Origin of the sequence: Pseudomonas corrugata, assembly GCF_001269905.1 — a bacterium.
GTDB lineage: Bacteria > Pseudomonadota > Gammaproteobacteria > Pseudomonadales > Pseudomonadaceae > Aquipseudomonas > Aquipseudomonas corrugata.
This window is the reverse complement of sequence record NZ_LHVK01000022.1, coordinates 77750-102245: the sequence shown is the minus strand read 5'-3', so window position 1 is coordinate 102245 and position 24496 is coordinate 77750. Positions and strand designations below refer to the sequence as shown.

At 60.0% G+C, this 24496-nt stretch carries 25 protein-coding genes and 1 pseudogene; 15 read left to right on the top strand and 11 right to left on the bottom strand.

Features of this window, described 5'->3' with window-relative positions; translation table 11 throughout:
• Positions 1 to 11 precede the first annotated feature (11 nt).
• From AD665_RS23070 to AD665_RS23060, 3 genes are read right to left on the bottom strand one after another with little or no spacing between them, the layout of a single operon-like run.
• Positions 12 to 1001: a PAAR-like domain-containing protein gene (locus AD665_RS23070; protein WP_024777238.1), complete on the bottom strand. Its 990-nt coding sequence runs from the start codon at positions 999 to 1001 to the stop codon at positions 12 to 14.
• A gap of 1 nt (position 1002) precedes the next feature.
• Positions 1003 to 2034 carry a hypothetical protein gene (locus tag AD665_RS23065; protein WP_053193971.1) on the bottom strand — a complete coding sequence of 344 codons (1032 nt, stop codon included), beginning with the start codon at positions 2032 to 2034 and terminating at the stop codon, positions 1003 to 1005.
• Positions 2031 to 3125 carry a DUF2169 family type VI secretion system accessory protein gene (locus AD665_RS23060; protein WP_050593792.1) on the bottom strand — a complete coding sequence of 365 codons (1095 nt, stop codon included), beginning with the start codon at positions 3123 to 3125 and terminating at the stop codon, positions 2031 to 2033. Before AD665_RS23060 ends, AD665_RS23065 begins: the two co-directional genes overlap by 4 nt.
• Before the next feature lie 363 nt (positions 3126 to 3488).
• On the opposite strand from AD665_RS23060, the gene AD665_RS23055 reads away from it, so the two are divergent.
• The 3 genes from AD665_RS23055 to AD665_RS23045 all read left to right on the top strand — a co-directional run bounded on the left by AD665_RS23055 (position 3489) and on the right by AD665_RS23045 (position 7503).
• Positions 3489 to 5690: a type VI secretion system Vgr family protein gene (locus tag AD665_RS23055; RefSeq protein ID WP_053193969.1), complete on the top strand. Its 2202-nt coding sequence runs from the start codon at positions 3489 to 3491 to the stop codon at positions 5688 to 5690.
• Between the two features lie 16 nt (positions 5691 to 5706).
• Positions 5707 to 6165 carry a DUF6484 domain-containing protein gene (locus AD665_RS23050; protein WP_053193966.1) on the top strand — a complete coding sequence of 153 codons (459 nt, stop codon included), beginning with the start codon at positions 5707 to 5709 and terminating at the stop codon, positions 6163 to 6165.
• 75 nt (positions 6166 to 6240) lie between these two features.
• Positions 6241 to 7503 carry a TIGR02270 family protein gene (locus tag AD665_RS23045; RefSeq protein WP_053193964.1) on the top strand — a complete coding sequence of 421 codons (1263 nt, stop codon included), beginning with the start codon at positions 6241 to 6243 and terminating at the stop codon, positions 7501 to 7503.
• Positions 7504 to 7506: 3 nt separating this feature from the next.
• Here AD665_RS23045 and AD665_RS23040 read toward each other — a convergent pair whose 3' ends face one another.
• The 6 genes from AD665_RS23040 to AD665_RS23015 form a co-directional block, all read right to left on the bottom strand.
• Positions 7507 to 7932: a DUF1810 domain-containing protein gene (locus AD665_RS23040; RefSeq protein ID WP_024777244.1), complete on the bottom strand. Its 426-nt coding sequence runs from the start codon at positions 7930 to 7932 to the stop codon at positions 7507 to 7509.
• Between the two features lie 76 nt (positions 7933 to 8008).
• Entirely contained in the window at positions 8009 to 8701 is a 693-nt protein-coding gene (locus AD665_RS23035) for a type 1 glutamine amidotransferase domain-containing protein (protein WP_053193962.1), read from the bottom strand.
• Positions 8702 to 8801: 100 nt separating this feature from the next.
• Positions 8802 to 10055 carry an OprD family porin gene (locus AD665_RS23030; protein WP_053193960.1) on the bottom strand — a complete coding sequence of 418 codons (1254 nt, stop codon included), beginning with the start codon at positions 10053 to 10055 and terminating at the stop codon, positions 8802 to 8804.
• Positions 10056 to 10149: 94 nt separating this feature from the next.
• Entirely contained in the window at positions 10150 to 11454 is a 1305-nt protein-coding gene (locus AD665_RS23025; protein ID WP_053193958.1) for a CitMHS family transporter, read from the bottom strand.
• A 139-nt stretch (positions 11455 to 11593) separates the two neighbouring features.
• Positions 11594 to 12919, bottom strand: coding sequence for a dicarboxylate/amino acid:cation symporter (locus AD665_RS23020; protein ID WP_024777248.1), 1326 nt, complete (start codon positions 12917 to 12919; stop codon positions 11594 to 11596).
• Positions 12920 to 12959: 40 nt separating this feature from the next.
• Entirely contained in the window at positions 12960 to 14042 is a 1083-nt protein-coding gene (locus AD665_RS23015) for a 4-oxalomesaconate tautomerase (RefSeq protein ID WP_053193956.1), read from the bottom strand.
• Positions 14043 to 14209: 167 nt separating this feature from the next.
• On the opposite strand from AD665_RS23015, the gene AD665_RS23010 reads away from it, so the two are divergent.
• Positions 14210 to 15100, top strand: a complete 891-nt coding sequence (locus AD665_RS23010) for a LysR family transcriptional regulator (protein ID WP_024777250.1) — start codon at positions 14210 to 14212, stop codon at positions 15098 to 15100.
• Positions 15101 to 15235: 135 nt separating this feature from the next.
• Here the strand turns inward: AD665_RS23010 and AD665_RS23005 are convergent, their stop codons facing one another.
• Entirely contained in the window at positions 15236 to 15787 is a 552-nt protein-coding gene (locus tag AD665_RS23005; protein ID WP_024777251.1) for a cytochrome b, read from the bottom strand.
• A 207-nt stretch (positions 15788 to 15994) separates the two neighbouring features.
• Between AD665_RS23005 and AD665_RS23000 the strand changes: the two genes are divergently transcribed.
• The 10 genes and pseudogenes from AD665_RS23000 to AD665_RS22960 all read left to right on the top strand — a co-directional run bounded on the left by AD665_RS23000 (position 15995) and on the right by AD665_RS22960 (position 22613).
• Positions 15995 to 16672 (top strand): thermostable hemolysin, encoded by a 678-nt coding sequence (locus AD665_RS23000; RefSeq protein WP_053193954.1) that lies wholly within the window; start codon positions 15995 to 15997, stop codon positions 16670 to 16672.
• Positions 16662 to 18143, top strand: coding sequence for an AMP-binding protein (locus AD665_RS22995; RefSeq protein WP_053193952.1), 1482 nt, complete (start codon positions 16662 to 16664; stop codon positions 18141 to 18143). Before AD665_RS23000 ends, AD665_RS22995 begins: the two co-directional genes overlap by 11 nt.
• Positions 18140 to 18814, top strand: coding sequence for an iron-containing redox enzyme family protein (locus AD665_RS22990; RefSeq protein WP_053193951.1), 675 nt, complete (start codon positions 18140 to 18142; stop codon positions 18812 to 18814). The genes AD665_RS22995 and AD665_RS22990 overlap by 4 nt, the downstream gene beginning before the upstream one ends.
• On the top strand, positions 18801 to 19610 hold the full coding sequence (locus AD665_RS22985) for an SDR family oxidoreductase (protein ID WP_024777255.1): 810 nt from the start codon (positions 18801 to 18803) through the stop codon (positions 19608 to 19610). Before AD665_RS22990 ends, AD665_RS22985 begins: the two co-directional genes overlap by 14 nt.
• Positions 19607 to 20251 carry a tetratricopeptide repeat protein gene (locus AD665_RS22980; protein ID WP_024777256.1) on the top strand — a complete coding sequence of 215 codons (645 nt, stop codon included), beginning with the start codon at positions 19607 to 19609 and terminating at the stop codon, positions 20249 to 20251. The genes AD665_RS22985 and AD665_RS22980 overlap by 4 nt, the downstream gene beginning before the upstream one ends.
• 47 nt (positions 20252 to 20298) lie before the next feature.
• Positions 20299 to 20513: pseudogene (locus AD665_RS27155) on the top strand (two-component sensor histidine kinase); the annotation flags it as partial.
• A 311-nt stretch (positions 20514 to 20824) separates the two neighbouring features.
• Positions 20825 to 21100 carry a metal/formaldehyde-sensitive transcriptional repressor gene (locus tag AD665_RS22975; RefSeq protein WP_024777257.1) on the top strand — a complete coding sequence of 92 codons (276 nt, stop codon included), beginning with the start codon at positions 20825 to 20827 and terminating at the stop codon, positions 21098 to 21100.
• A 20-nt stretch (positions 21101 to 21120) separates the two neighbouring features.
• Positions 21121 to 22044: a CDF family Co(II)/Ni(II) efflux transporter DmeF gene (gene dmeF, locus AD665_RS22970; protein WP_053193949.1), complete on the top strand. Its 924-nt coding sequence runs from the start codon at positions 21121 to 21123 to the stop codon at positions 22042 to 22044.
• 39 nt (positions 22045 to 22083) lie between these two features.
• On the top strand, positions 22084 to 22440 hold the full coding sequence (locus tag AD665_RS22965) for a hypothetical protein (RefSeq protein WP_053193947.1): 357 nt from the start codon (positions 22084 to 22086) through the stop codon (positions 22438 to 22440).
• 2 nt (positions 22441 to 22442) lie between these two features.
• The gene (locus tag AD665_RS22960) at positions 22443 to 22613 is read left to right on the top strand and encodes a DUF1289 domain-containing protein (RefSeq protein ID WP_024777260.1); all 171 of its coding nucleotides are present in this window, start codon (positions 22443 to 22445) and stop codon (positions 22611 to 22613) included.
• Between the two features lie 226 nt (positions 22614 to 22839).
• On the opposite strand, the gene cynR is transcribed toward AD665_RS22960, so the two are convergent.
• The gene (gene cynR / locus AD665_RS22955) at positions 22840 to 23727 is read right to left on the bottom strand and encodes a transcriptional regulator CynR (RefSeq protein ID WP_053193944.1); all 888 of its coding nucleotides are present in this window, start codon (positions 23725 to 23727) and stop codon (positions 22840 to 22842) included.
• A 108-nt stretch (positions 23728 to 23835) separates the two neighbouring features.
• Between cynR and AD665_RS22950 the strand changes: the two genes are divergently transcribed.
• A complete protein-coding gene (locus AD665_RS22950) occupies positions 23836 to 24495 on the top strand; it encodes a carbonic anhydrase (RefSeq protein WP_024777262.1) in 660 nt (219 codons plus the stop codon).
• Position 24496: the final 1 nt, after the last annotated feature.

The following is a 24496-nucleotide window of genomic DNA, read 5'->3' as shown; positions in this document are numbered from 1 at the left end:
CTTGCGCTGGTTCAGGCTTTTGAAGCCAATGACTGCAGCGTACCAAAGCGCTTGTCCAGATTCCGACATACAGGACACAAGTCGCCGTTTTTCTCAAGATTACCTTCACCGACGGGACAGCCGCCGGCCGCAGCCTTGGGAACCAAGTGATTGACTTGCCGCTCGTCTTGAATCTCGGCCTGCACCGGTGCGCGACCCAGCTTCGGCGTCAGATTTGCAATCACTTGTGCTTCGCTCGGTACATTGAAGACCCCTTGGTACGTGTCACGCAGGCTGTTCCAGGCACTTTTGTTCGCCTGCCGCTCCGCTGGCGTCACGGGTCGCCTGAATACGTTGCAGGGCGCAGACGGAACGAGCCGGCTGTTGCAGGTGCAAGGAGGCGTTGCCGTCTTGCGATTGCTCACGTCGTTCATCAAGGTGGTGTATGTAGCCGCATGGGGGGCCACATTACCGGCAGAATCTTTCATGTACCAATCGTCCATCGTCATCGGCTTGCCGGCGGAATGACGAGGCCCGTTGCAACACGCGCATTTGTAAGGGCTTTCATCCTCCAGTTCGCCCCAACCCACTGCTTCAAGATTCGGATTGGGAGCCCCCACGCCAGGTGCGCTGGCGTGATTGCTGGTGGTGATGTCGCAGTGTCGGCAGACATACTTGCCCTCAATCTGGACGTCCATCGACCAGGCCTGGAAATAGGTCTTGCCCGTAATCTGGTGCGTGATCACCGACATTCCCCAGGCCCGGGTTGCCGCTTCGTCGCCGAGCATGGATGGCTGGTAATAGGACTGTTGTGACAACGCTGCCGGCTTGCGTTGCAGCATGACCGTCCTGGAGCCCTGTTTAAGCGCCGACGAGAAGGAAGTATCTGGATAAGGAACCGGAATCGGCCCGGCAGGTGGCCCTGGGGGCGAAAGGCAGACATCGGGAAACGAGGCGATCACTTTGCCCATGCCGGCTTTTCCGGCAATCTCATTGCTGTTGGCATAGACCTCGTGCGACATGTCAGCGCTCCCTCACTGTGCCACTGATTACGGCGGCTGCGCGTGCACCGTTCGCTGATGAGCTGTGTACCAGCGCAATCGGACCGGGGGCATAGCCACGCGCAAACGCTTGTTCAATCCAAGCGATTTGTATCGCGCCCAGCGCTGCTCCACAGTCACCAACATAACTCGCCGGATGCCATAGATCCTGGGTCGGGCGGGTTTGCTGCATCAGGCGAGACTGGACCAGGGCCAGGTCCTCGAATCCATAGGCTTCGCCCGACACATCGCTCGAACGCCAAGCGATGTCGTGCATGGCAACGCCGGCTTGTGCAATGGCCGCTGCGACAGCCGTTGTCATTCCCAGTCCCAGTTGTGGCTCGTCATTGAACACTGTGGCGGCATCGTTTCCAGTACCCACGCCACGAACGACCAAGGGCGCCGCATTCATTGGCTTTCGACTGACGAGTAGCACCGCCGCGCCTTCCCCCGGTATCACGCCGTCTGAGCGTAGCGTGTTCTTGAGTCGACCGCTCTGCTCCAACCAGAGCAAACAGCGAGGATCCGTGAGGGAGTCGACCGCCACGATCAGGCAGGCGTCACGGTCGGCCTGGTCCATGGCCCGCTCTGCCAGACTCAACGCCTCGATGCTTGCAACATGTCCAAGGGCTACATGGGCAGCGCCTTTACGCTGTAGCAGCCATCCTGATCGCGCCTCGACTTCCGTCACGATGCCGTCAATGCGCGAGCCAGGCCTTTGCGGCTCGGAGGTGCAGAGAAGAAGCGGCAACTCACCTGGATCCGCGCGGCCCGCCAATGCGGCACGGCTATGCTCCAGGACCTGAACCAGCATTTCTACGAGCCGTGCACGTCCGTGGAGATCCTCCGCTACCGTTGGCACTCTGGCCCCAATGATCGGCTCCAAGCCATCTTCGACCCATGGCAATTCATCGAAGCCGCTTATCCCTGCACGCATTGCTGCAGCAGCGGCCGCGGGAGACAGACCGACAGCGCAGACCAATCCCAGGCAAGACAGGTAGACGGGCTGCATCATGTCTTCGCCTGCCCATGTCCAGATGAGGTGACCAAGTCTGCCAGGTTGGCGAAATGCGGTTTACCGTGCAGGTCTGTATAACGGCGCTTGCCGACCTGTATTTCTCGCAGTTGCGCCAGTTTGCGAGGCAGCGGCACCGATGTTCTGCCGAGTAACGTAAGCCTCGCACAACCGGGCTCGAGGATAACGGTGTCGGCGTTGATGAGCGCCTGTACCTGGCGACTTTCGAAGCGGAAGGTGATCGGGATCTCAAAGGCCGGCGTCTGAGCGACAAACGCCCCGCCCGAACTCATATTGGCACAGGTGAAACGTGTGCCAGCGTCCAGACGATCCAGCTGCTGATCGAGCGGCGCCGCCTGGAAATAACGAACGTCGAAGTTTTCCGGCAGAAAGGGCCGGCGTGTCTCGAACCAGTGCCGGTCGTATGTCCCTGCGAAGCCAATACGCGGGTGCCAGCCCCGGCCGACGGGTGCAAAACCAATGGGTTGCGGCTTATCCGTCCATGCCCCCATCAGATCGTCGTGGCGCTCCACGTTCGGCAACATCGTGTTGAGGATGTTGTCGTCTCGGTCATTCAGATGGAAACCAACACCGGAGGGATTACGAAGATCGCTGCCACGTTTCGTCTCGTCGTAATGGGATTGATCGCTGCCACCAAAAGCACGATCCCAGGAAAGCGGCATCGAGGTGAAGGACGACGGCGGCGACGCGATGATGCCAGTAGCCCCGAGCGTCCAGACACGATCGCCACTCACCACTGCATGCTTATGGATACCCGCACCCGCGAAGCCGACTTGTAATCGGCTTACTGGCTCACCCTTCGGAGAAACGGCCAAGGCATGGACCAGCACATCGACGCGTGGCTTCACCGGTGCGAAGTCGGTCTCGAAACGGACCGATGTCGTACCGGGATCGCCGTGATGCTGGTCGCAATAGACAAAGGGGACCTGCTCCGATGCAGGCACGCAGCGGCCCTGATCGATAACGTCAAAGGTCGCCCTGACGACCACAACGCAGTGCTTCTGTCCGCTTTTATCTGTTGAAACAAAGCGTTCGGCGAGAAACGGGGTGGTGTTGCTGGTGATCTGCATAGTGCTGGTGGCTCGTGCACATAGCCTGGCAACAGTCCTGAAGGGCATGAACACCCTATGCCGTGGCGATACGAGCCCACACCTCCCTTTCCTTGGCACACCTGCGTTGTTGTACTGCAACGATAGCATGCCGCTGGCTCGGCGCTTGGCTCGACTCTTTGACCAAGAGGCGAGTAACAACACCGCCATTCCCGTCTACGCTTGCTGAACGAGGCTAAAGCGCACGACACCCTCGGCCCGTAGAAGACGGGTGGAACTGAGCGCCGAACAGACCGATAGGGAGATCATCCTGTGGTAGATAGACAGCGATATGCAGTCAAGACGGCCCACTGACGTCCGAACCCGAGCCAGAGGACGCCGTTGATGCCAATCACGCAAAACAACCGCCTGGTGCAGGTCGACAGCCCCCTCGGTGGTGACGTCCTGCTGCTGCAAGGCATGGAAGGCAGTGAAGAATTAGGTCGCTGTTTTCACTATGAACTGGATCTGACCTCCGAAGACCGGGCGATCACCTTCGATCAGTTGCTGGGCAAGCCGATGGGCTTGACCCTGGAACTGTACGACGGCGGTAAACGCTACTTCCACGGGATTGTCTGCAGTTGCCGTCAATTGACCGGCCACGGCCAGTTCGCCGGTTACCGGGTCACACTGCGGCCGTGGTTCTGGTTGCTAACACGCACGTCGGACTGCCGGATTTTCCAGAACAAGACAGTCCCGGACATTATCAAGCAGGTATTCCGTGACCTCGGTTTCTCCGACTTCGAAGACAGCCTGAGCGGCAGTTATCGCGAGTGGGAGTACTGCGTGCAGTACCGCGAAACCAGCTTCGATTTCGTCAGCCGCTTGATGGAACAGGAAGGCATCTACTATTACTTCCGGCATGAAAAGGCACGCCATGTACTGGTGCTGGCCGATGCCTATGGTGCCCATACCACGGTGCCGGACTACGCCTGCGTCCCCTTCTATCCGCCTGATCGACAGATGCGCGAGCGGGACCATTTCTACGATTGGCAACTGGCACGGGAAGTCCAACCCGGTTCCCTGGCGCTGAACGACTATGACTTCCAACGCCCTCGCGCCAGCCTTGAGGTGCGCTCCAGTGTCATGCGCGACCACAGCAACGGTGACTACCCGCTCTACGACTACCCCGGGGAATACCTGCAGAGCAATGACGGCGAGCACTACGCGCGTACCCGCATCGAAGCCATTCACAGCCAGTTTGAACGGGTGCAGTTGCGCGGTCTCGCTCGTGGGCTGGGCTCCGGTCATTTGTTCACGCTGACGGGTTACGACCGGGCAGACCAGAATCGCGAATACCTGGTGGTGGTCGCACGCTATCAGATCCGCCAGGATCCCTATGAAAGCGGGCAGTCGGATCTGACCGAACAGTTCGTCAGCGAGCTGGACTGCATGGACGCTCATCAGGCCTTCCGCCCTCTCCCGCTGACACCCATGCCCATTGTCCGCGGGCCGCAGACCGCCGTGGTGGTGGGCCCCGGTGGCGAGGAAATATGGACCGACCAGTATGGCCGGGTCAAAGTGCATTTCCACTGGGACCGTCACGACCAATCCAACGAAAACAGCTCCTGCTGGATTCGGGTGTCCCAGGCCTGGGCCGGCAAGAATTGGGGTTCGGTGCAGATCCCACGGATCGGCCAGGAAGTCATCGTCAGCTTCCTGGAAGGCGACCCCGATCGGCCGATCATCACCGGCCGCGTCTACAACGCCGAACAGACCGTGCCCTATGGGCTGCCCGCCAGTGCCACCCAGAGCGGGGTGAAAAGCCGTTCAAGCAAGGGCGGGTCGCCGGCCAACTTCAACGAAATCCGCATGGAGGACAAGAAAGGCGCGGAGCAGCTGTTCATCCATGCCGAGAAGAACCAGGACATCGAGGTCGAGAACGACGAAACCCACTGGGTCGGTCATGACCGCAGCAAGACCATCGACAACGATGAAGCCGTGCACGTCAAACATGACCGCACGGAAACGGTGGACAACAACGAGACCATCACCATCGGCGTGGACCGTACCGAGAAAGTGGGCAACAACGAAAAGATCACCATCGGCGTCAATCGCACCGAGAAAGTCGGCAGCAACGAGACCATCACCATCGGTGCGGACCGCACGGAAAAAGTCGGCGCCAACGAGGCCATCACCATCGTCGGCAACCGCAGCGAAGACGTCGGCGGTAACGAGACGATCGGCATTTCCGGTAACCGCGATGAGTCGGTCAAAGGCAATGAAGGCATCGAGATCAGCGGCAACCAGAGCACCGATATCAACGGCAACCACAACACCCGGATCGGCCAGAACGAATCCCGTGATGTCGCCCAGAACCGCAGCACCGACATCAAGCAGAACGACAGCCTGGAGGTTGGCAAGCATTTCTCCGTCACCGCCGGCGACTCGATCACGCTGACCACGGGGGCGGCCAGCATCACCATGAAGAAGGACGGCACCATCATGATCAGCGGCAAGAACATCACCCTCGACGGCTCCGGCGCCATCAATATCAAGGCCAACAGGAACGTCGTCGTCAAGGGCCAGAAGATCCTGCAGAACTAGCCATGGAGTGGCCGCTATGACCGTTGAATACCAGCTTCCCGTAGCCCCCACTTCCGCGCCGATGCGCGTGGATGGCGTGGTGATTGGCGTATTGCTGGACGTGCCCAGGGTGGACGCCCCGGTGGTGGCTTTTCCCGGCTGCCCCGGTGAAACCGGCCTCGCCGCCCGCACCACCACCCCACTGACCCGTGAAGATATCGGCGTCCAGGTCGCGCTGATGTTCGAGGCGGGCGACCCGGCACGGCCCCTGGTGATTGGCCGCATCCAGCGCCTGGAGGAGCCTGCATCGCCAGCGCTCGCCCACCTGGATGGCGAACGCCTGGAGTTCACCGCCGAACGGGAAATCGTCCTGCGCTGCGGCAAGGCCAGCATCACCCTGACCCGCGCGGGCAAAGTGATCATCAGCGGCGCCTACCTCTCCAGCCGCTCCAGCGGGGTCAACCGCATCAAGGGCGGTTCGGTGCAGATCAACTAGAAGGCAAGCATCCTCTCAAACTCAATGGCAAACAGTGGGAGCGGTTGATATGCCTGCACAACACATGAACTTCCCATGAACAACTCGCTGTCCCTGGTGATCGAACAGCATGCCGAAGACGCCAGCTTCCTCGCCAATCTGCGGGACGACGCCCTGCACGCGCCTCACTACGACATCGAACACCTCGGCATACTCGATAACCGCCTTGACGCTCACCTCGACGGGTTGCGTATTGCAGCCCGTAACGGCCTGGAAACGCTGCTGAGCCAACTTGGCCCCCATGCCATTGGCGAGATGTTTGCCTGCGTGGTGCTGGCTTTCGAGTCGGCCAACGGAAAAGTGTTATCACAGCTGAGTGAACACCTGCGAAGTGCTGCAGAAACGGAACGCGGTTATCTGATGGCCTTGGGCTGGCTCGACTGGGAGCAGCTATCGCCCTGGATCGATCGCATGCTCGCCGCCCCTGAAGCCATGTTCCGCCGCCTGGGCCTGGCGGCCTGCGGCATGCATCGGCACGACCCTGGTCCAGCCCTGCTTGACGGACTTTGCGACACCGATCCAAGCGTGCTGGCCCGTGCCGCTCGTACCGCTGGCGAGCTGCGCCGGCGCGAGTTGCTACCCAGCATCCGCGCCCACTGCAGGCACCCTGAGGCCGCCACGCGCTTCTGGGCCAATTGGGCCGCAGTCCAGATGGGCGATCAGCCAGCCCTTGAGCCTCTGCGCCAATTCGCCGAGCGACCGGGTCAATTCCAGTATCGCGCCCTCTGCGCATTATTGGTGTGGCAAGAACTCGAGCCCAGCATCGCCTGGATACGCCAGTTGGTACAGGACCCCAGGGACCTACGGATTGGCATCCAGGCTCTTGGATTGTTGGGTGATCCGGTCTGCGTACCCTGGCTGATCCAGCAGATGAGCAACCTGCCTTACGCCCGCGTCGCCGGCGAAGCCTTCAGCATGATCACCGGCGCCGACCTGGCGCTACTTGATCTTGAATTGCAGGACCTGCCCGATTTCAATGCAGGCCCGAACGACAACCCCGCAGACCCGGACGTCGCCATGGACCCCGATGAGAACCTGCCCTGGCCCGATCCGCGCCCGATCGAAGCCTGGTGGCAAGCCAACGGCGGTCAGTTTCAGGTGGGCACTCGCTACCTACTGGGACTGGCGCACAGCGAACGCTCATTTCAACAGGTACTGATTTGCGGCCAACAACGCCAGCGCATCGCTGCCGCCTGCGGCCTCGCCCGCTTTCGACCAAACGAGGTGCTTTTTCCCACCAGCGCGCCGATCTGGCGGCAAAAGCGGTTGCTCGGCATGACCGCGGCGTTCGGGCATTGATGATCAGCCTTCCAGCAGCAGAAGCGTTCTGCTATCGGGCTCACCCGAATAAAACTGATCGAGCGCCTGTGGGTACAGCGCAGACTCGGGCTGTGCCGTCATGAACAGCGTAAGGCAGGAGCGAAACTTCAGATCGTCGGGCGAGCCGAATATCTGCCGGGCGCTCATGTCGTGGTGTTGCAGGACAGTGGTGACACACGCCTCCAGCCGAGGGCCGAGCACCGCGTGCTGCAGATACGCGCGGGCTTCGGCCAGACCGGAGATGGCGAACCGGGCCGCCATCCCTGAACGTCCGAGCCCCTCCAACTGCGGAAAGATGAACCACATCCAGTGGCTCGTTTTCCGGCCTGCCCGCAGCTCGTCCATGACGCTGCTGAACACCGGGCGCTGGGCTTCGACAAAACGGGACAGATTGTAAGTGTCGTGCATGAGCCGTTTTCCTCCGCGGCCGGCCGCATCCATCGCGGCCGACAGTGTCCGTTTCTTTAAGCGAACAACCTATGAGTCAGGCCGATTGCTCCTGCTTAAGGCGCTTGAGCAGCGCATGGGCGGCAGCTTCAGAGGACGCGGGATTCTGGCCGGTGATCAAGTGCCCATCCTCGACCACATAACTGGCCCAGTCCGCAGCCTTGGAATACTCGCCGCCCTTGGCCTTGAGCATGTCTTCCACCAGGAACGGCACCACTTGCGTCAGCCCTACCGCCTCCTCTTCGGAGTTGGTGAAACCGGTCACCTTTTTACCGTTCACAATCGGCTGCCCATCCGGTGCGTTGACGTTCTTGAACACCCCGGGCGCGTGACAGACGGCGGCGATGGGTTTATTCGCCCCGTAGAAGGCTTCGATAAGGACCCTGGAGTCGGTGTCCTCGGCCAGATCCCAGAGAGGTCCATGGCCTCCTGGATAAAACACCGCGTCGAAGTCATAGGGGTCGATCTCGCCCAGCGGCACGGTGTTGGCCAATGCCATCTGGGCCTGGGTATCCGCACCAAAACGACGGGTCGCATCGGTTTGAGCATCTGCTTCGTTGCTCTTGGGGTCCAGAGGTGGCTGCCCGCCTTTGGGAGACGCGAGCGTGACCGAAGCCTTGGCGTCGACAAACACGTAGTAAGGCGCGGCGAATTCTTCCAGCCAGAAACCGGTCTTCTTGCCGGTGTCGCCCAACTGATCGTGAGAGGTAAGAACCATCAGAATGTTCATGTGCATCCAGCCTCCGAGGTAAACGGGCGAAGTGTGCTCGCCCTGCATTACTCTCAGAGGCCACATTGGGGCAGACGTTCAAGCCGGTTCGGCCAGCGTCCTACCAAAGCGCGACATCGTAGGTGAAATAGATGCGGTTGCTGTCACGCCCCCGTGAGAAATCCGAGCGATAGACGTAGTTACGCAGCTTCACCCCCAGCCCCTTGAAGGTGCCTTGCTGCACGACATACGCGATTTCGGCATCACGCTCCCATTCCTTCACCGCGCTGTCGGACTTGCCGTCGTTGCCGCTCAGGTAGCGACTGGAAAACGTGAGGCCAGGTACGCCGAGGCGGGCAAAATCGTAGCCATAGCCGAGCATCCAGGTCTTCTCGTCTTCCTCGATGAACTTGCCAATCCCGACATTGCTGAAGGAATAGACCGTGGCGCCGCTGATGTACGGCAGACCGGCCTCGCCGCTGAGCGTCTGGTAGCCGGCACTGAATGTATGGCCGACAACGGCGTAGGAAAGCAGACCGCTGAGCATGTCGTTGTCGATCTTGCCGCCGTAGGCCGAACCGGAATCGACACTGTTGAAGTAACGCAGGTCGCCAGTCAGTACCCCGCTGCCCAGCGGCAGGTCGTGCTGGATGCCGGCGAAATTCTGTCGGTAGAAGTTCTCAAGCTCGCCATAGAAGTAGCTCAGTCGGGTATTTTTCCCCAGCTTGTAATCGGCACCGGCGTAGTTGAAATCGCCTGACTGATCCCCACGGTAGCCGTCAGGCACGATCGGCATGCTGTCGCTGGAATCCCGCAGTTTGAAACGCTCAAGATGGCCGCCGGTCAGGGCGAGATTGTCGACGTCTGTGCTGCTGATCTGCATGCCCTGGTAGGTTTGGGGCAACACTCGTGCATCGTTGTAGATCAGCACCGGTGTCTTGGGCAACAAGGTCCCGTACTTGAGCGTGGTCTTGGCTACCCTGGCCTTGGCGGTCATCCCCGCGCTGGCAAACTCATCGGCGGCACGACCATCGTCATGGACGGGCAACAGGCCAGTGCCACTGCGGCCGCGCCCGGAGTCGAGCTTGACCCCGAGCAGCCCCAGGGCATCGACGCCAAAGCCAACGGTGCCGGGGGTAAAACCCGACTGGTAATCCAACAGGAAGCCTTGAGCCCATTCGGTGCGTTCGCTCTTTGCGGTTCTCGCCGCTCCTGCGCTCATCCCATGCTCGTCGCGAAAATTCTCGTTGATGTAGACGTTGCGCAATTGCAGCTTGAGCTTGCTGTCGTCGATGAAACCTTCGGCGCTGGCCGTGGCCAGCGGCAACAGGCCGAGCATTGAAAATACAGCCCCACGGGTCAGAAAAGTGTTCATATCCAGGTTTTCTCGTTGTCGTTATTTTGCGTGCAGGCCAGCGCACCCCTCGGCGGCGAGGCGTGTCAGGCGCAAAGCGAAAGTATCGGGTTGATCAGGAGAACAGGGTCAACGCACCCGTCAGCAAGGCCAGCGCGGTAATCACCAGGGACGTGAGCACCGCCCACTTGACGGTCGCCTTCTGGAAGTCGCCAAGGTCGCGATCAACCATGCCCACCAACAACAGGGTCGAAGCCACCAGCGGACTCATCAGGTGCACCGGCTGACCGAGAATGGATGCGCGGGCGATTTCCACCGGATCGATCCCATACGCGCCAGCGGCGTTGGCCAGGATGGGCACGACGCCGAAGTAGTAGGCATCGTTGGACAGCACAAAGGTCAGCGGCATGCTGGTGATCGCTACCACCAGCGGGAACAGATGTCCCCACGAGGGTGGAATCCAATCGACCAGGGTCTGCGCCAGTGCGTCGACCATTTTTGTCCCGGAGAAAATACCGGCGAAAATACCGGCCGCGAAAACCAGCAGGACCACGGTCATGGCGTTGCCCGAGTGGGCAAGAATGCGCTCCTTCTGAATGTCCAGTTGCGGATAGTTGATCATCAGTGCCAGGACGAAACCGATCAGGAACAGGATCGCCGAGTGCATGAGCCCCATCACCAGGGCAGCCATGACCGCGCTCACCAGGAGCAGATTGACGTAGGCCAGTTTCGGACGCTTGTGCGGGGTGTCCTCGATGATTGCCTTGATATAGCAGTCCCCCCCGCCGCTTTGCAGTTGGACGTTGCCAATGCGCTTGCGCTCGGCACGGCCCAGCAGGAACGCCGTGAACACCACCCACAGCGCACCGCCGATCATGGTCGGCAGCAAGGGCACGAAATATTCGCCGGCATCCAGGCCCAGTGCGGCGATCGCACGGGTCGCCGGGCCGCCCCAGGGGGTCATGCCGCTCATGATGCTCAGGGAGAGCATCGCCACGGTCGCCAGGATCATCGGGTTCATGCCGATGCGCTTGTACAACGGCAGCATGGCGGCGCAGGTGATCATGTAAGTCGTCGTGCCATCACCGTCCAACGCCACCACCAACGACAGCAGGGCCGTGCCGACGGCGATTTTCATCGGGTCGCCATTGACCCGCTTGAGGATCTTGCGGATCAGCGGATCGAACAGGCCCGTGTCGATCATCAGGCCAAAAAACAGGATCGCGAACAGTAGCAAGGCTGCCGAGGGCGCGACCATCTTCAAGCCGTCCAGCATCATTTTGCCGGTGGTGCCGCCGAACCCGCCGATCACCGCAAAGATAATTGGCACGATCGTCAGGGCCACGATCGGCGACAGGCGTTTGGTCATTATCAGGAAGGTGAAGACCACCACCATGGCCAAGCCAAGTAAAGCGAGCATAGGTCAGTTCTCTTGTTGTTATTAGTAGCTTTACCAACACCCAGGCGCACGCCTTCCAACCTGCCAGGCGACACGTTCAGTGTGCCTGGCAGAGGTCATGAATGATGCAGCGCCGTGATATCGAGTTTGCCGTGACCGGCTAGAGGTGTTTCGCGGCCTTGGCGTCGTCCCAGGCGTCATCCGTAGCCTGAGCCACTGACGGGGAAGGCTTGCCATCCAGGGTCTGCAACAGCACTTGGCGGTCGCAGGCATCCTCCGAGAGGGCGATCACCACGGTCGCCACCGCGTTGCTTGCCAGACTCGTCAGTGCCCGGGCTTCCGACATGAAGCGGTCGATGCCGATCAACAGGGCCAGGCCGGCCAGGGGAATGTCGTGGATGACCGTCAGGGTCGAGGCCAGCGCGACGAACCCGCTACCGGTCACCCCGGCCGCGCCCTTGGAAGACAGCAGCATGATTGCCAGCATGGTGAAGGTCTGGGTCAGCGTCAGGTCGATGTTGCAGGCCTGCGCAATGAAGATCGCCGCCAGCGACAGGTAGATCGCGGTACCGTCCAGGTTGAACGAGTAACCGGTCGGCAGCACCAGCCCCACTACTCCCTTCTTGCAACCCAGGGCCTGGAGTTTCTCCAGCATACGCGGCATGACCGGCTCGGTCGAAGAGGTGCCCAGCACCACCAGAAACTCTTCGCGCAGGTAACGCAGCAGCTTCCATAGGCTGAAGCCATGGGCACGGCAGATACCGCCCAAGACCACGAAAACGAAGAAGGCACAGGCGATGTACAAGGTCATGATCAGCTTGGCCAGGCTGCCCAGCGAAGTGATGCCGTACTGCCCGACCGTGAATGCCAGGGCGCCGAACGCGCCAATCGGGGCGAAGCGCATCAGGTAGGAAAAGATCTTGAACACCATGTGCGAAACCGATTCCAGCACGTCCAGTACCGGTTTGCCCCGCTCCCCCAATGAAGACAGGGCGAAACCGCAGAGCACTGCGATGAACAATACCGGCAGTACCTCGCCTTTATTGAAGGCGCCGATGAAGGTGTCGGGAATGATGTGCATGAAAAAGTCGACCACCCCCAGCCTCGCCGCGGAGTCGGCGTACTGCGCCAGGCCCTGGGTGTTCAACCGGGTCGGATCAATGTTCATCCCGGCTCCGGGCTTGAACACATAGACCGCCACGAGGCCGATGATCAGGCTGACCACTGTCAAGCCCAGGAACAACAGCATCGTCTTGCTCAACAAGCGCCCCAGCGAGCGCTTGTCGCTCATGCCGGCGATGCCGGTGACGATAGTGCAGAACACCACTGGCGCGATCATCATCTTGATCAGCTTGATGAAGGCGTCGCCCAGCGGTTTCAAGGCAATCGCCTGTTGCGACCAGAAGTGCCCGACCATTACACCCAACAGCACGGCGCAGATGATCTGGAAGTAGAGCGATTTAACAACTTTCATGGCATCACCCATTTTTGGAATTGTTCTGATGCAAACGACAACGACAGCCTGGCTAACCGGCCAGTCGTTGGGAACCCTTGGCGTAGACGAAACCTGAAAACAGTCGGCGCGCGGTACGCACCACCGAGGCGCGGATGGTCTCACCCTTATCCCCGGCATAGGACAACACCACGTCGATACCACCGCTTGGGTGCTCGATGCGGACCCGCTGCAAGCGTGGCTCGCTGACGCCGCCGATCAATCTAGCGGCCACGCTGCCTTCGGTCACACACGCGGTGGCGAGGCCGATGGACCCGGTAATCGCCAGCGCGCGATGACAGTTGTGCGGCATGAAGTAGCGCACCTGCAGCGTTCCGCCAGACTTGGCCGGCGACACCAGCACCGGCTTGGGAATCACCTTGTCGCTGACGTCGCCCAGGCCCATGGCCAAGCCGGCTTTGAGTCGCAAGGATTCCAGGCGGTGCAGGAAGGCTTTATCGGCATCCAGTTCGGCGGGGCTTTCGTCGCCACGCTTGCCGAGCTGACTCGCTTCGACGATCACCATGGGCATGGCCATGTCGATGCAAGTCACCGCTGTGCCGTCGATGACGTCCTGCGGCTGGCCGGTGGGAAAGAGTTTGCCGGTCTTGCTGCCCGCCGCATCCAGGAATGTCAGTTGCACCGGCGCGGCAGTGCCCGGTACGCCGTCGATGGCGGTGTCACCCTCATAGCTGACCTTGCCGCCCGGGGTTTGCACCTCGGAAACGACGAAGGTACCAGTATTGAGATTGCGGATACGCACCTGGGTACGGTCGCCGCCCGCCTTGACCAGTCCCTGCTCGATGGCGAACGGGCCGACGGCACAGAGCATATTGCCGCAGTTGGGCGCGGTATCGACCCGACGCTGGGAGACCATGACCTGGACAAACAAGTAATCGACATCCGCATCAGGGTGCAATGATGGGCTGACAATCGCCACCTTACTGGTTTGCGGGCTGCCGCCGCCGATGCCGTCGATCTCCAGCTCATGGCCAGATCCCATCAGGTCGAGCAGCAGCTCGTCACGTTCAACGATGGCGGCCGGTAGGTCCCAAGCGAGAAAAACCGGGCCTTTGGAGGTACCGCCGCGCATGAGCACACAAGGAATTCGTTGCATGAACACTAACTCTTGTTAATCAATCTGGATAATTGATGTTCTGGAGGCAAGAGTGGCAGGCTTTGAAAAGTGTTTCCAATGCAAAGATCGGAGGTTTTATTGCGTTTGACGAATGAATAACCGTAGGATGATTGGCACGACGCATCGCTTTGCTTATGGGATCTGGCATGGAATATGAGCTTCAGGACATACGATCTTTCGTCAAAATCGCCGAACTAGGCAGCTTCCACGAGGCTGCCGACGCCCTGCACCTTTCTCAGCCGGCCCTGAGCCGGCGCATGAAGAAACTGGAGGAAGGTTTGGGCACCGCCTTGCTCGATCGCACGACGCGCAAGGTCAGCCTGACCAGCGTCGGACGTGACTTCCTGCCCAAGGCGCGGCGCTTGCTGGATGACTTCGACGATTCGATCCTCAACATTCGCGAGCTGGCCGAGCGGCAGATAGGCCGGGTGACCCTGGCGTGCATTCCCACCGCAGCGTTCTATTTCCTGCCGTCGGTGATCCGTTTGTACAACGAGCGCTATCCGAAAATCCGCATCCGCCTTCTCGATCTCAGTGCCAACGAAGGACTCGAGGCGGTACTGCGCGGCGAAGCCGACTTTGGCATCAACATGATGAGCGGCCAGCATCCGGATATCGAATTCGTGCCTCTGGTCAACGAACCCTTTGTCCTGGCTTGCCGCCGCGATCATGAGTTGGCTGGACGTAGCGCCGTCACCTGGTCGGAACTCAGTGACTATCGCTTGATCGGGGTGGGTCGCCTGAGCGGCAATCGCATGCTGCTCGATCATGCCTTGTCGGGCCTGAGCTGGCGTCCGCAGTGGTTCTACGAGGTGCAACACCTGTCCACGTCACTGGGGCTGGTGGAGGCTGGCTTGGGTGTGTCGGCAATGCCCAGCCTGGCGATGCCCGCCGGGGACCATCCGACACTGGTCAGCGTGCCGCTGATCGAACCGGTGGTCAACCGGTCACTGGGCCTGGTCTATCGACGAGGTGCTTCCCTGTCCCCCGCCGCCGAGAAATTTGTCTCTATCCTGCTTGAGCAGTGGCCGCAGTAAGACCGCCCCGAGGCCGGGACAGTCCTCAAGCTCAGCGCGCTTTGGGCCGTTCACCCTCACCCGGCAGCGCCGCAACGGTGCGCTCGTCAACGAATTCAGTACCTTCCGAGTGCCGAGACGAGCGTGACTTGCGCCTCAGGAATGATCTCGCTCAATCAACATCCGAGTCAGCGTGTTGTCTCTTACCCAATAGTGATGAAACAGTCCCGCCGCCGCATGCAGACCGATCAGCCAGTAGCCGGTGCTGCCCAACAGTTCATGCCAATACTTCAAGCGCTTAGCTAGATCAGGGTCAATCGCCACCGGGGCTGGCAAATGGAAGCCGAAATAGGGGAACGGTTTGCCTCCAGCGGCCAGCATCAACCAGGCCAGTACCGGCGTGGCGATCATTAGCACATACAGCGCCAAGTGCATCAGATGGGATGTGCCGGTTTGCCATGCAGGGGGCGGCGGGGTGATTGGTGGACGTGGCGAAAGGCGTCCGAGCAGTCGCACCCATACCAAAGCAAAGATGCTCAGGCCGAAGAGACCGTGAAAGCCCAACAGCAGGCCACGCGCTTCGCTGCCCTTGGGCAGGAAGCCTTTGATTTCGATACACGCGTACACGCCGACAAACAGCGCGAGCATCAGCCAGTGCAGGGTGATTGAGAGTTTTCCATAACGGGGTATGCCTTTGTCGCGGGTCATAAGAAGCGCCTCGTGATTGTCCTTCGTGACGGTCGAATCGTTCGACAGTCTCGATCCGGTTGCCCAGCGAACCGATGGCGCCACCCTGCCAGCCCATCCTTAAGACAGTCTGAAGACAGATCGGTCGTTAACTGAATTTCACCTTCAGACTTCGTTAAGAAAGGCCTCCCATACTCCGTTCAAACCATTAAGGGAGGCGTTCTGCCCATGCCCGATCTTGACTGGAACATCCCCCTTCCCCTGCGCTTTGGGCAAGCCGATGCCCTGCAGATGACGTTAACCGGCGCCTTGCCCGACGACCCGCTACGAGAGACGTTCGAAGCATTCATCCAACACCGTTTTCGCCAGGCCCATGGCGCAGACATCCGACACTTCATGCCCGAGCTGTTCGGGGTGCATAACGGCAACGGCGAGTTGTGCGCGGTGGCCGGGGTGCGTCGGGCACATCTGGAGCCACTGTTTCTGGAGCGTTACCTGGATGAACCGATCGAACCGCTGATCAGCACCGCAGCTGATCGCCCAGTGGACCGGGCAGGCATTGTCGAAGTCGGCAACCTCGCCGCCAGCGACACAGGCAGCGCGCGCATGAGCATCATCGCCATCACTTATCTGCTCGCCATGGGCGGTCTGGAATGGGTGACGTTCACTGGCAACATCGGATTGGTCAACAGCTTCCATCGTCTCGGCCTGAAGCCGGTGACATTGTGCGCTGCCGACCCGCAGCGCCTGGGTGATGAGCGCCAACACTGGGGCAGTTATTACGAAAGCAAACCCTGGGTGCACGTAGGCAACATCCGCGCCGGCTTCATCCATCTGTGCAACATCGGCCTCTTTACCCGACTGGGTTTGCCGACCTCGATTGAAGGAGCCTGCCATGTCGCTTGAGTTGCACCGTTTCCAGGAAACCCTGCGCGATCATGCCCGACGCAATGACAGCACCGTCGCCCTGTGGGGCGACACGCTGAAGCTCGACTACGCCACGCTGTATGCCGAGGTAATGTATCGCCAGGAGCGCCTGCGCGACGAACAGGTACAGGTGATCGCTCTGGCGCTGGATAATGGCGTCGAGGCGATGCTGTGGGATCTGGCGGTGCTGTTCGAAGGTCTGACCTGCGTGACGCTGCCACCATTCTTCAGCCCGACGCAACGCATCCATTGCCTGGAACAAAGCCAGGCCGAACGGGTGATCGCCGAGCCGGCGCTGGAAGCCGAATTGCGCGACGCCGGTTATGAAAAACGCGGCGAGTTCTGGTGCCGACGCTTCAACGGCCCCCACCGGATGCCCGCCCGCACTGCCAAACTGACCTTCACTTCCGGCACCACCGGCACCCCGAAAGGCGTATGCCTGAGCGCCGACAGCTTGCTGCGAGTGGCGCGGGAGCTGGATCAGGCGAGCAAGTCTACCCATCCGCAACACCACATGGCGCTGCTGCCGCTGGCGATCCTGCTGGAGAACCTCGGCTGTTACGCGGCGCTGTACGCCGGTGTCACGCTGAGTCTGCCGAGCCAGAAAAGCCTGGGCATCCAGGGCGCCAGTGGCGTCGATGTGCCGCGCTTGCTCGGTTATCTGGCCGGGCGCAAGCCCGAGAGCCTGATCCTGGTGCCACAATTGCTGTTGCTGTTGACCAACGCCGCAGAACAGAAAGCTTTCGATACGCAAACATTGCGCTTCGCCGCCGTCGGTGGAGCGCGGGTTTCGGAGGATTTGCTGCACCGTGCCCAGCAGGTCGGCATACCGGTCTACGAAGGCTATGGCTTATCCGAATGCGCGTCGGTGGTATGCCTCAACCGTCCCGGTGCGCACCGGCCGGGCAGCGTCGGCCAACCACTGCCCCATGTCGAAGTACGCCTGGCCGAGGACGGCGAAGTGTTGATCAAGGGCTCGACCCTGCTCGGCTATCTCGGCGAGCCGGCGTACGGCGATGAGTGGTGGCCGAGCGGCGATCTGGGCGAGTTCGACCAGGAAGGTTTTCTTTATCTCAAGGGCCGCAAGAAGCATCAGTTCGTCACCAGTTACGGGCGCAACGTCAACCCGGAATGGGTCGAGTCGGAGCTGACCCAGCGCCGCCACATCGCCCAGGCCTTCGTCTACGGCGAAGCGCTTGCGCACAACCACGCCCTACTCTGGCCGCATCGTCCGGACTGCACCGACGCCGAAGTGGCCGCGGCCGTTGCCGAAGCCAACGAAGCCTTGCCCGATTACGCCCAAGTGCATCACTGGACGCGTCTGCCGCAGCCCTTCAGCGCCGCCAATGGCCTGCTGACCTCCAATGGCCGCCCGCGTCGGGACGCCATCATCGAGTTATACCGCCACACCTTGACTGGATCTGTCGCATCCGAGGAATCCGCATCATGAGTTTTTTCGACACCCTGCAAGAAGCCACGCAACAGGAACGCCATGAGCTGTTCAACCTGCCGATCATCCTGGATGCCCTGCAAGGCAAGGTCAGTCTGGAAAGTTATCGGGCCTTCCTCGCCCAAGCCTACTACCACGTGCGCCACACCGTCCCGCTGATGATGGCCTGTGGCGCACGCCTTCCGATGCGCCTGGAATGGCTGCGCAAAGCAGTGTGCGAGTACATAGAGGATGAATATGGTCACGAACAGTGGGTGCTCAACGACATCGCCGCGTGCGGCGGGGATCGCGATGCGGTGCGAGACGCGCAGCCGTCCCTGCCTATCGAGCTGATGATCAGTTTCCTCTACGACCTGATCGCCCGGGGCAATCCGGTTGGCCTGTTCGGAATGGTCAACGTGCTAGAAGGCACCAGCATTGCTTTGGCCACTCACGCAGCGGGCAGCATTCGCGAGCGTTTGGCATTGCCGGAAACCGCTTTCAGCTATCTCAGTTCTCACGGTTCGCTGGATATCGAACACATGCAGACCTATCGCGCACTGATGAACAAACTTGAGGACAAGGAAGACCAAGCGGCGGTGATCCACGCTTCGAAAGTCGTCTATCGACTCTATACCGATATGTTCCGTGGATTGCCCCGCGATCCGGAGGTTCAATATGCAGTTGCGTGATGCACGTGTCGTATTGACCGGTGCCAGTGGTGGCATCGGCCTGGCCATTGCAGACGTCTTGTGCGCCGCCGGAGCCCGAGTGCTGGCCGTAGCACGCCATCACGAGGCATTGGCGCCGCTGCTCAGCCGATACCCTGATACCTTGTGTCACGTCGCCGCCGACCTGACCTTCCTCAGTGACCGGCGCAAGGTGCTGGCCGCTGCCGAGGGCATTGGCGGAATCAACCTGCTGATCAACGCGGCCGGGGTCAATCACTTCGCCATGCTTGAACAGCTCGACGACAGCGACATCAGTGCGATGCTGGCGGTGAACATCAGCGCGCCAATCTGCCTGACCAAACTGCTGCTACCGCTGCTCAAACAGGCCGACAACGCCATGGTCGTCAACGTTGGCTCGACCTATGGCTCAATCGGATACCCCGGTTACGCCAGTTACTGCGCCACCAAGTTTGCCCTGCGCGGGTTTTCCGAAGCCTTGCGCCGGGAACTGGCGGACACCCGGGTCAGCGTACTGTACGTCGCGCCCCGCGCCACCCGCACTTCGATGAACAGCGCCGCCGCGCAAGCACTGAACAGCGCGCTCAAGGCCAATGTCGATGATCCGCAAGCCGTGGCGTCGGCGGTGGTCCACGCGATTGCCGGCGACCGTCGCGACCTGTACCTGGGCTGGCCGGAGCGCTTTTTCGTGCGCCTCAACAGCCTCTTGCCGAACCTGGTGGATCGTGGCCTGCGCAAACAGCTGCCGTTGATCCGTCGTCTCAGTGAAAAAACCGAAAACGAGCCGCCAAAACCATGAAGAAACTTTTCGCATGTCTGTTGCTGGGCACCCTCAGCCAAAGTGTCTGGGCCCTGGACGCCGCAGATCAGCAACGCCTCAGCAGCATCCAGCAGAGCTGGGCGCACATCCAATATGAAACGCCGGAAAAACAACGCGCCGACGCGTTCGAACAACTGGCGTCGCAAGCCACGAACTTCACCACGGAGCGTCCAGCCGTCGCCGAAGCATGGATCTGGAAAGGCATTGTCACCAGCAGTTGGGCCGGTGCCGAGGGTGGACTCGGAGCCTTGGGCAAGGCCAAGGACGCCAAGGCTGACCTTGAGAAATCCCTGACCCTGGACCCCAAAGCCTTGCAAGGCTCGGCCTACACCAGCCTGGCCGCGCTGTATGACCGGGTGCCGGGCTGGCCGATCGGATTCGGTGACAGCGACAAGGCCGAGCAATTGCTCAAGCAAGCGCTGCAACTCAACCCTGATGGCATCGACAGCCTGTACTTCTGGGGCGATCACCTCTACCGTCAGAAACACTACGCGCAAGCCAAGGCAGCACTGCAAAAAGCCCTGCAAGCCGCGCCCCGGCCCGGCCGGGAAAGCGCGGACGCCGGGCGACGTAAAGAAATCGCCGCGTTGCTGGTGGAGGTGGACAAGAAACTCGATTGACAGAAGTCCGAGCGCGCTCGTTACCGATCGAAGATGAGGCAACCTCGGACAAGCGGAACGGCTTGCGTATCTGGGGCGGCGAACGGGACGACATGCACACGGAGCTGATCCATCGGATCGCATTCCATACGCTATGGCGGACGTGATCGGTAATCTGCTGCCCGTGGCGATGGTCTGGCTCGCTATCGGCCGGGGTCAAAAGCCGCTGGCGAACATGGCCTCGACGTTGCGTGCACGGCACAGCGGCTCCCTGGAGCCGCTGTGATTGTTTTGGGGAGTCAAAGGCATCGCTGGAGAAGCCAAATGCGCTCCGCAGGCTGAAGACCTGGTGCTTGCCAGGCAACCAGGTTTTTCGTATAGAGCCTAGTGACCCGCTCCCCGATTTGAGTGCCATACAGATCCTGGCGAAGCCCGCTCTTTGACGGAAAGCGGCCGCTCCAAACCGTCATGCGTTCCCTCATATTCAACGACACTTTCCCACGACAGGCCGTAGATGATCCCCTTTGTCCGCCCCCCTTGCATAGGCATAGGGGGTATACCTATCATGCACATGATCAGGATAGGGGGTATCCAATGAGTCATGTCGCAGCAAACAAAGACGATCTTCTCAAGCGCGTAAAACGTATCGCGGGACAGATCCAGGCCATTGAACGGGCGTTGGTATCGGATCTCGACTGTGCCAAAACACTGCATCTGGTTGCCGCTACCCGCGGCGCCATCAACGGCTTGATGGAAGAAATCATCGAGGATCACGCGCGGGAGCATGTCGCGAACCCTGCGCTCAGCGAAGAAGAGCGCAACCAGGGCGTCGAAGAGCTGCTTGAAGCCATTCGCCGTTATTCCAAGTGAACGCATCCAGGTACACTCTCATGAGTAACAACACTCCCTACGCACACGATCACCTGTTCCTTGGCTCGGCGCACGACGAGAATGCCAGGCGCACGCTTTGGGTGGTAGTACTGACCGTTGTGATGATGGTGGGCGAGATCACCGCTGGGTATATCACGGGCTCGATGGCATTACTGGCCGATGGCTTTCATATGGCAACTCATGCCGGCGCATTGGGCATCGCGGCGGCCGCGTACGGATACGCAAAACGCCACGCCTCCAGCCAGCGTTACAGTTTCGGTACCGGAAAGGTTGGAGACCTGGGAGGGTTCGCTTCGGCGCTGATTCTCGGTATGGTTTCCTTGGGCATTGGCGCTGAATCCGTCATGCGCCTCTTGCAGCCAACGGAAGTCCAGTTCGGCACCGCTACACTCATCGCGATAGCTGGCTTGATCGTCAACATCGTCAGTGCGCTGCTGCTGGGGCACGGGCACGACCACGACCACGACCACGACCACCATCATGGCCATGGCCATGCTCACCATGCAAACGACAACAACCTGAAATCGGCCTATGCCCATGTCATCGCCGACGCGCTGACTTCGGTTCTGGCCATCGCTGCGCTACTCGCCGGTCGGTATCTGGGCTGGGTATGGCTGGACCCGGTCATGGGCATCGTCGGCGCCATCGTTATCGCGCGTTGGGCATGGACCTTGATGGGGGTCACCGCAGGTGTATTGCTGGATCAGACAGACGCACATATTGCCGAGGAAATCCGCGAGCTGGTCGAAAAGCCGGGGGACGCCTCCATCACGGACTTGCACGTCTGGCGGGTTGGACCGCAAGCCCATGCGGCCATCGTCAGCGTCCTCGGTGAAGCCACTGCGAACACCGACAGCATTCGTGAGCGTCTCAAACCGGTTCACGAAGTCAGCCATCTTACGGTCGAGTTTCGACCGGTCTGATTCAGGGCCTGCCCTCCATTAACTCCAAAGGAACTTGCGATGCCTCCAGGGCAACGTGAACTGGCGCGGATCGAACGCCGGTTGATAACCACGCTGACCGAAGCGTGCGAAACAGCAAAGGGTGAGATCCAGGGCTTTACCTGGCTCACCCACACGGCGGACCTGAACGCGTTAGCGAGAAGCCTGAGGGTGACCTGGGTGTTCGAAACCCTCGCTGACAGACAGCTGGCCCAGGTTGACGCGAAGGCTCGCATCTTTGAGCTGACAGCCATCGCGTTGAATGAGGCCGGCATCGATCTGAACTTGTCAGATCGCAATGTCCGCCTTGACTCCGAAGAAGAATGCCAGCGCACTCATAGCGGCGATTGGCAAAAGCGTCTGGCTAGAGGGGATTGACGATGGCCAAGGAAATCGAAAATCCCTGCATCTCGATATGCCTGCTGAAGGGGGATCTGTGTGTGAGTTGTGGGCGGAGCAAGGAGGACATTAAAAAGTGGAAACGCATGAAGCGGCCTGAAAAAATGGCCGCGGTGCAACGGGCGAATATGCGCTTGAGAGGGCTGAAGTAACGCGCAGGGATAGTCGCTTGTCCTGGATGGACGCTTTGGGTCTATTTCTGCCTTCCACGACCGGCTGTAGCCAGCCAGAAGCTGTCACTGCAATCGTAGCACGCGAACATATCTTCGCGCGGACAGCAGAATTTCTTAAAAAGGGGCAGTCTGTTTTTTCTAACAAGCCTGTTATTGACAGGGCACAGGCTCGGCTTAGCCCCTTCCGGATCGACGGCCGCAGCTATTACACATTTAGTTGATTGGATACCTCTTTAGCCACCTCGATGAAAGCTCGCATCGCTGCGCTCTGAAAGGCATCTTTGCGCCGCATAAGGACGGCGGTGCGCTGCAAGCGCTCGGGCTCCAGTGTGATGGCCACCAGATCATCATGGTTCAACGCGATTCTGGCTGGCAATAAAGTCGATAGATTAGTTCTGCGAACAATTTCGATCACTGCGCCGAGGGCATTAGCCTCCATCTGCACATGAGGACGAATCGCGTGTTTGCGGCAGTAGCGGTCGATTTGTTCGCGGGTTGCAAACTCTGGGCTGAGCAGAATCAGAGATTCGGCATTCAGACCCTGCAATCCAATGGACCGCACCTCGGCCAGGCGGTGCCTGCGACTCACCACTAAAGCGAGGGTTTCGTTCAGCAAAGGGATGGCATCAATATTCGGTGTACTTATTTCATCGAACGCAATCCCCGCGTCCAATTCTCCTGCCAAAAGCAGCTCCTCAATGCGCTCTTGGGAAATCTCCTTCAGGTTGAGAGTGATCTTGGGATACCGCGAGTGAAATGCTTCGATCACCGGCCCGACCAGATAAGTCGTGAACGTCGGCGTCACGGCCAGGCGCAATGAACCGCGGGTGAGATCGCTCACATCGTGGATGGCGCTTTTAGCATCTCGCAATTCCTGATAAGCACGGCGTGCATACAGAAGATAGACGTTTCCCGCGTCAGTCAAACGAGTTGTGCGTCCTGAGCGGTCGAACAACTGGGCTCCAAGACTTTCTTCCAACTGTTTCACCTGCTGCGAAAGGGCGGGCTGAGACACATGGAGCGCCGCTGCGGCCTTCGTGAAGCTGAGATGTTCCGCAACCGCAAGGAAGTATTGAATGTGGCGAGCAAGCATGATTCAACCCATAAGATAATCTGATTCACATCATAATAAATCAGACTTTTACCTTATGTAATGCGCCGCTTAATCTTTGTCTCACACCCAGACATTGAGACAGCAACCATGAAAGCGATCATCGACGGTTTTCTGAAATTCCAAAAAAACGCCTTCCCTGAGCGGGTCAAACTGTTCAAGGACTTGGCTAATCAGCAGAGCCCAAGAGCGTTGTTCATCTCTTGCTCAGATAGCCGATTGGTGCCTGAACTCGTCACCCAGCGCGAGCCAGGCGATCTGTTTGTAATCCGCAATGCCGGCAACATCGTGCCGTCGTATGGCCCGGAGCCGGGTGGCGTTTCGGCCTCTGTTGAATATGCGGTCGCCGCTCTCCAGGTCGCAGACATCGTGATCTGCGGCCACTCCGACTGCGGCGCGATGACCGCCATAGCCACGTGCAAGTGCCTGGATCACATGCCTGCCGTTGCCGGATGGCTCCGTTACGCCGACTCGGCCAAGGTGGTTAACGAAGCCCGCAACCACCCGGATCTACCGAGCAAAGTTACGTCCATGGTGCGTGAAAACGTCATCGCGCAACTGGCCAACCTCCAGACACATCCATCCGTTCGCCTGGCTCTCGAAGAAGGCCGCGTCACCCTGCATGGTTGGATCTATGACATCGAGAGCGGGCGTATCGACGCCTTCGATGGCAGTACCGGGACCTTCGTGTCCCTCGCAGAGAACCCCGAAATCCACGCCGTTTCCCAGCAAGCCAGGCACGTTGCCTGAA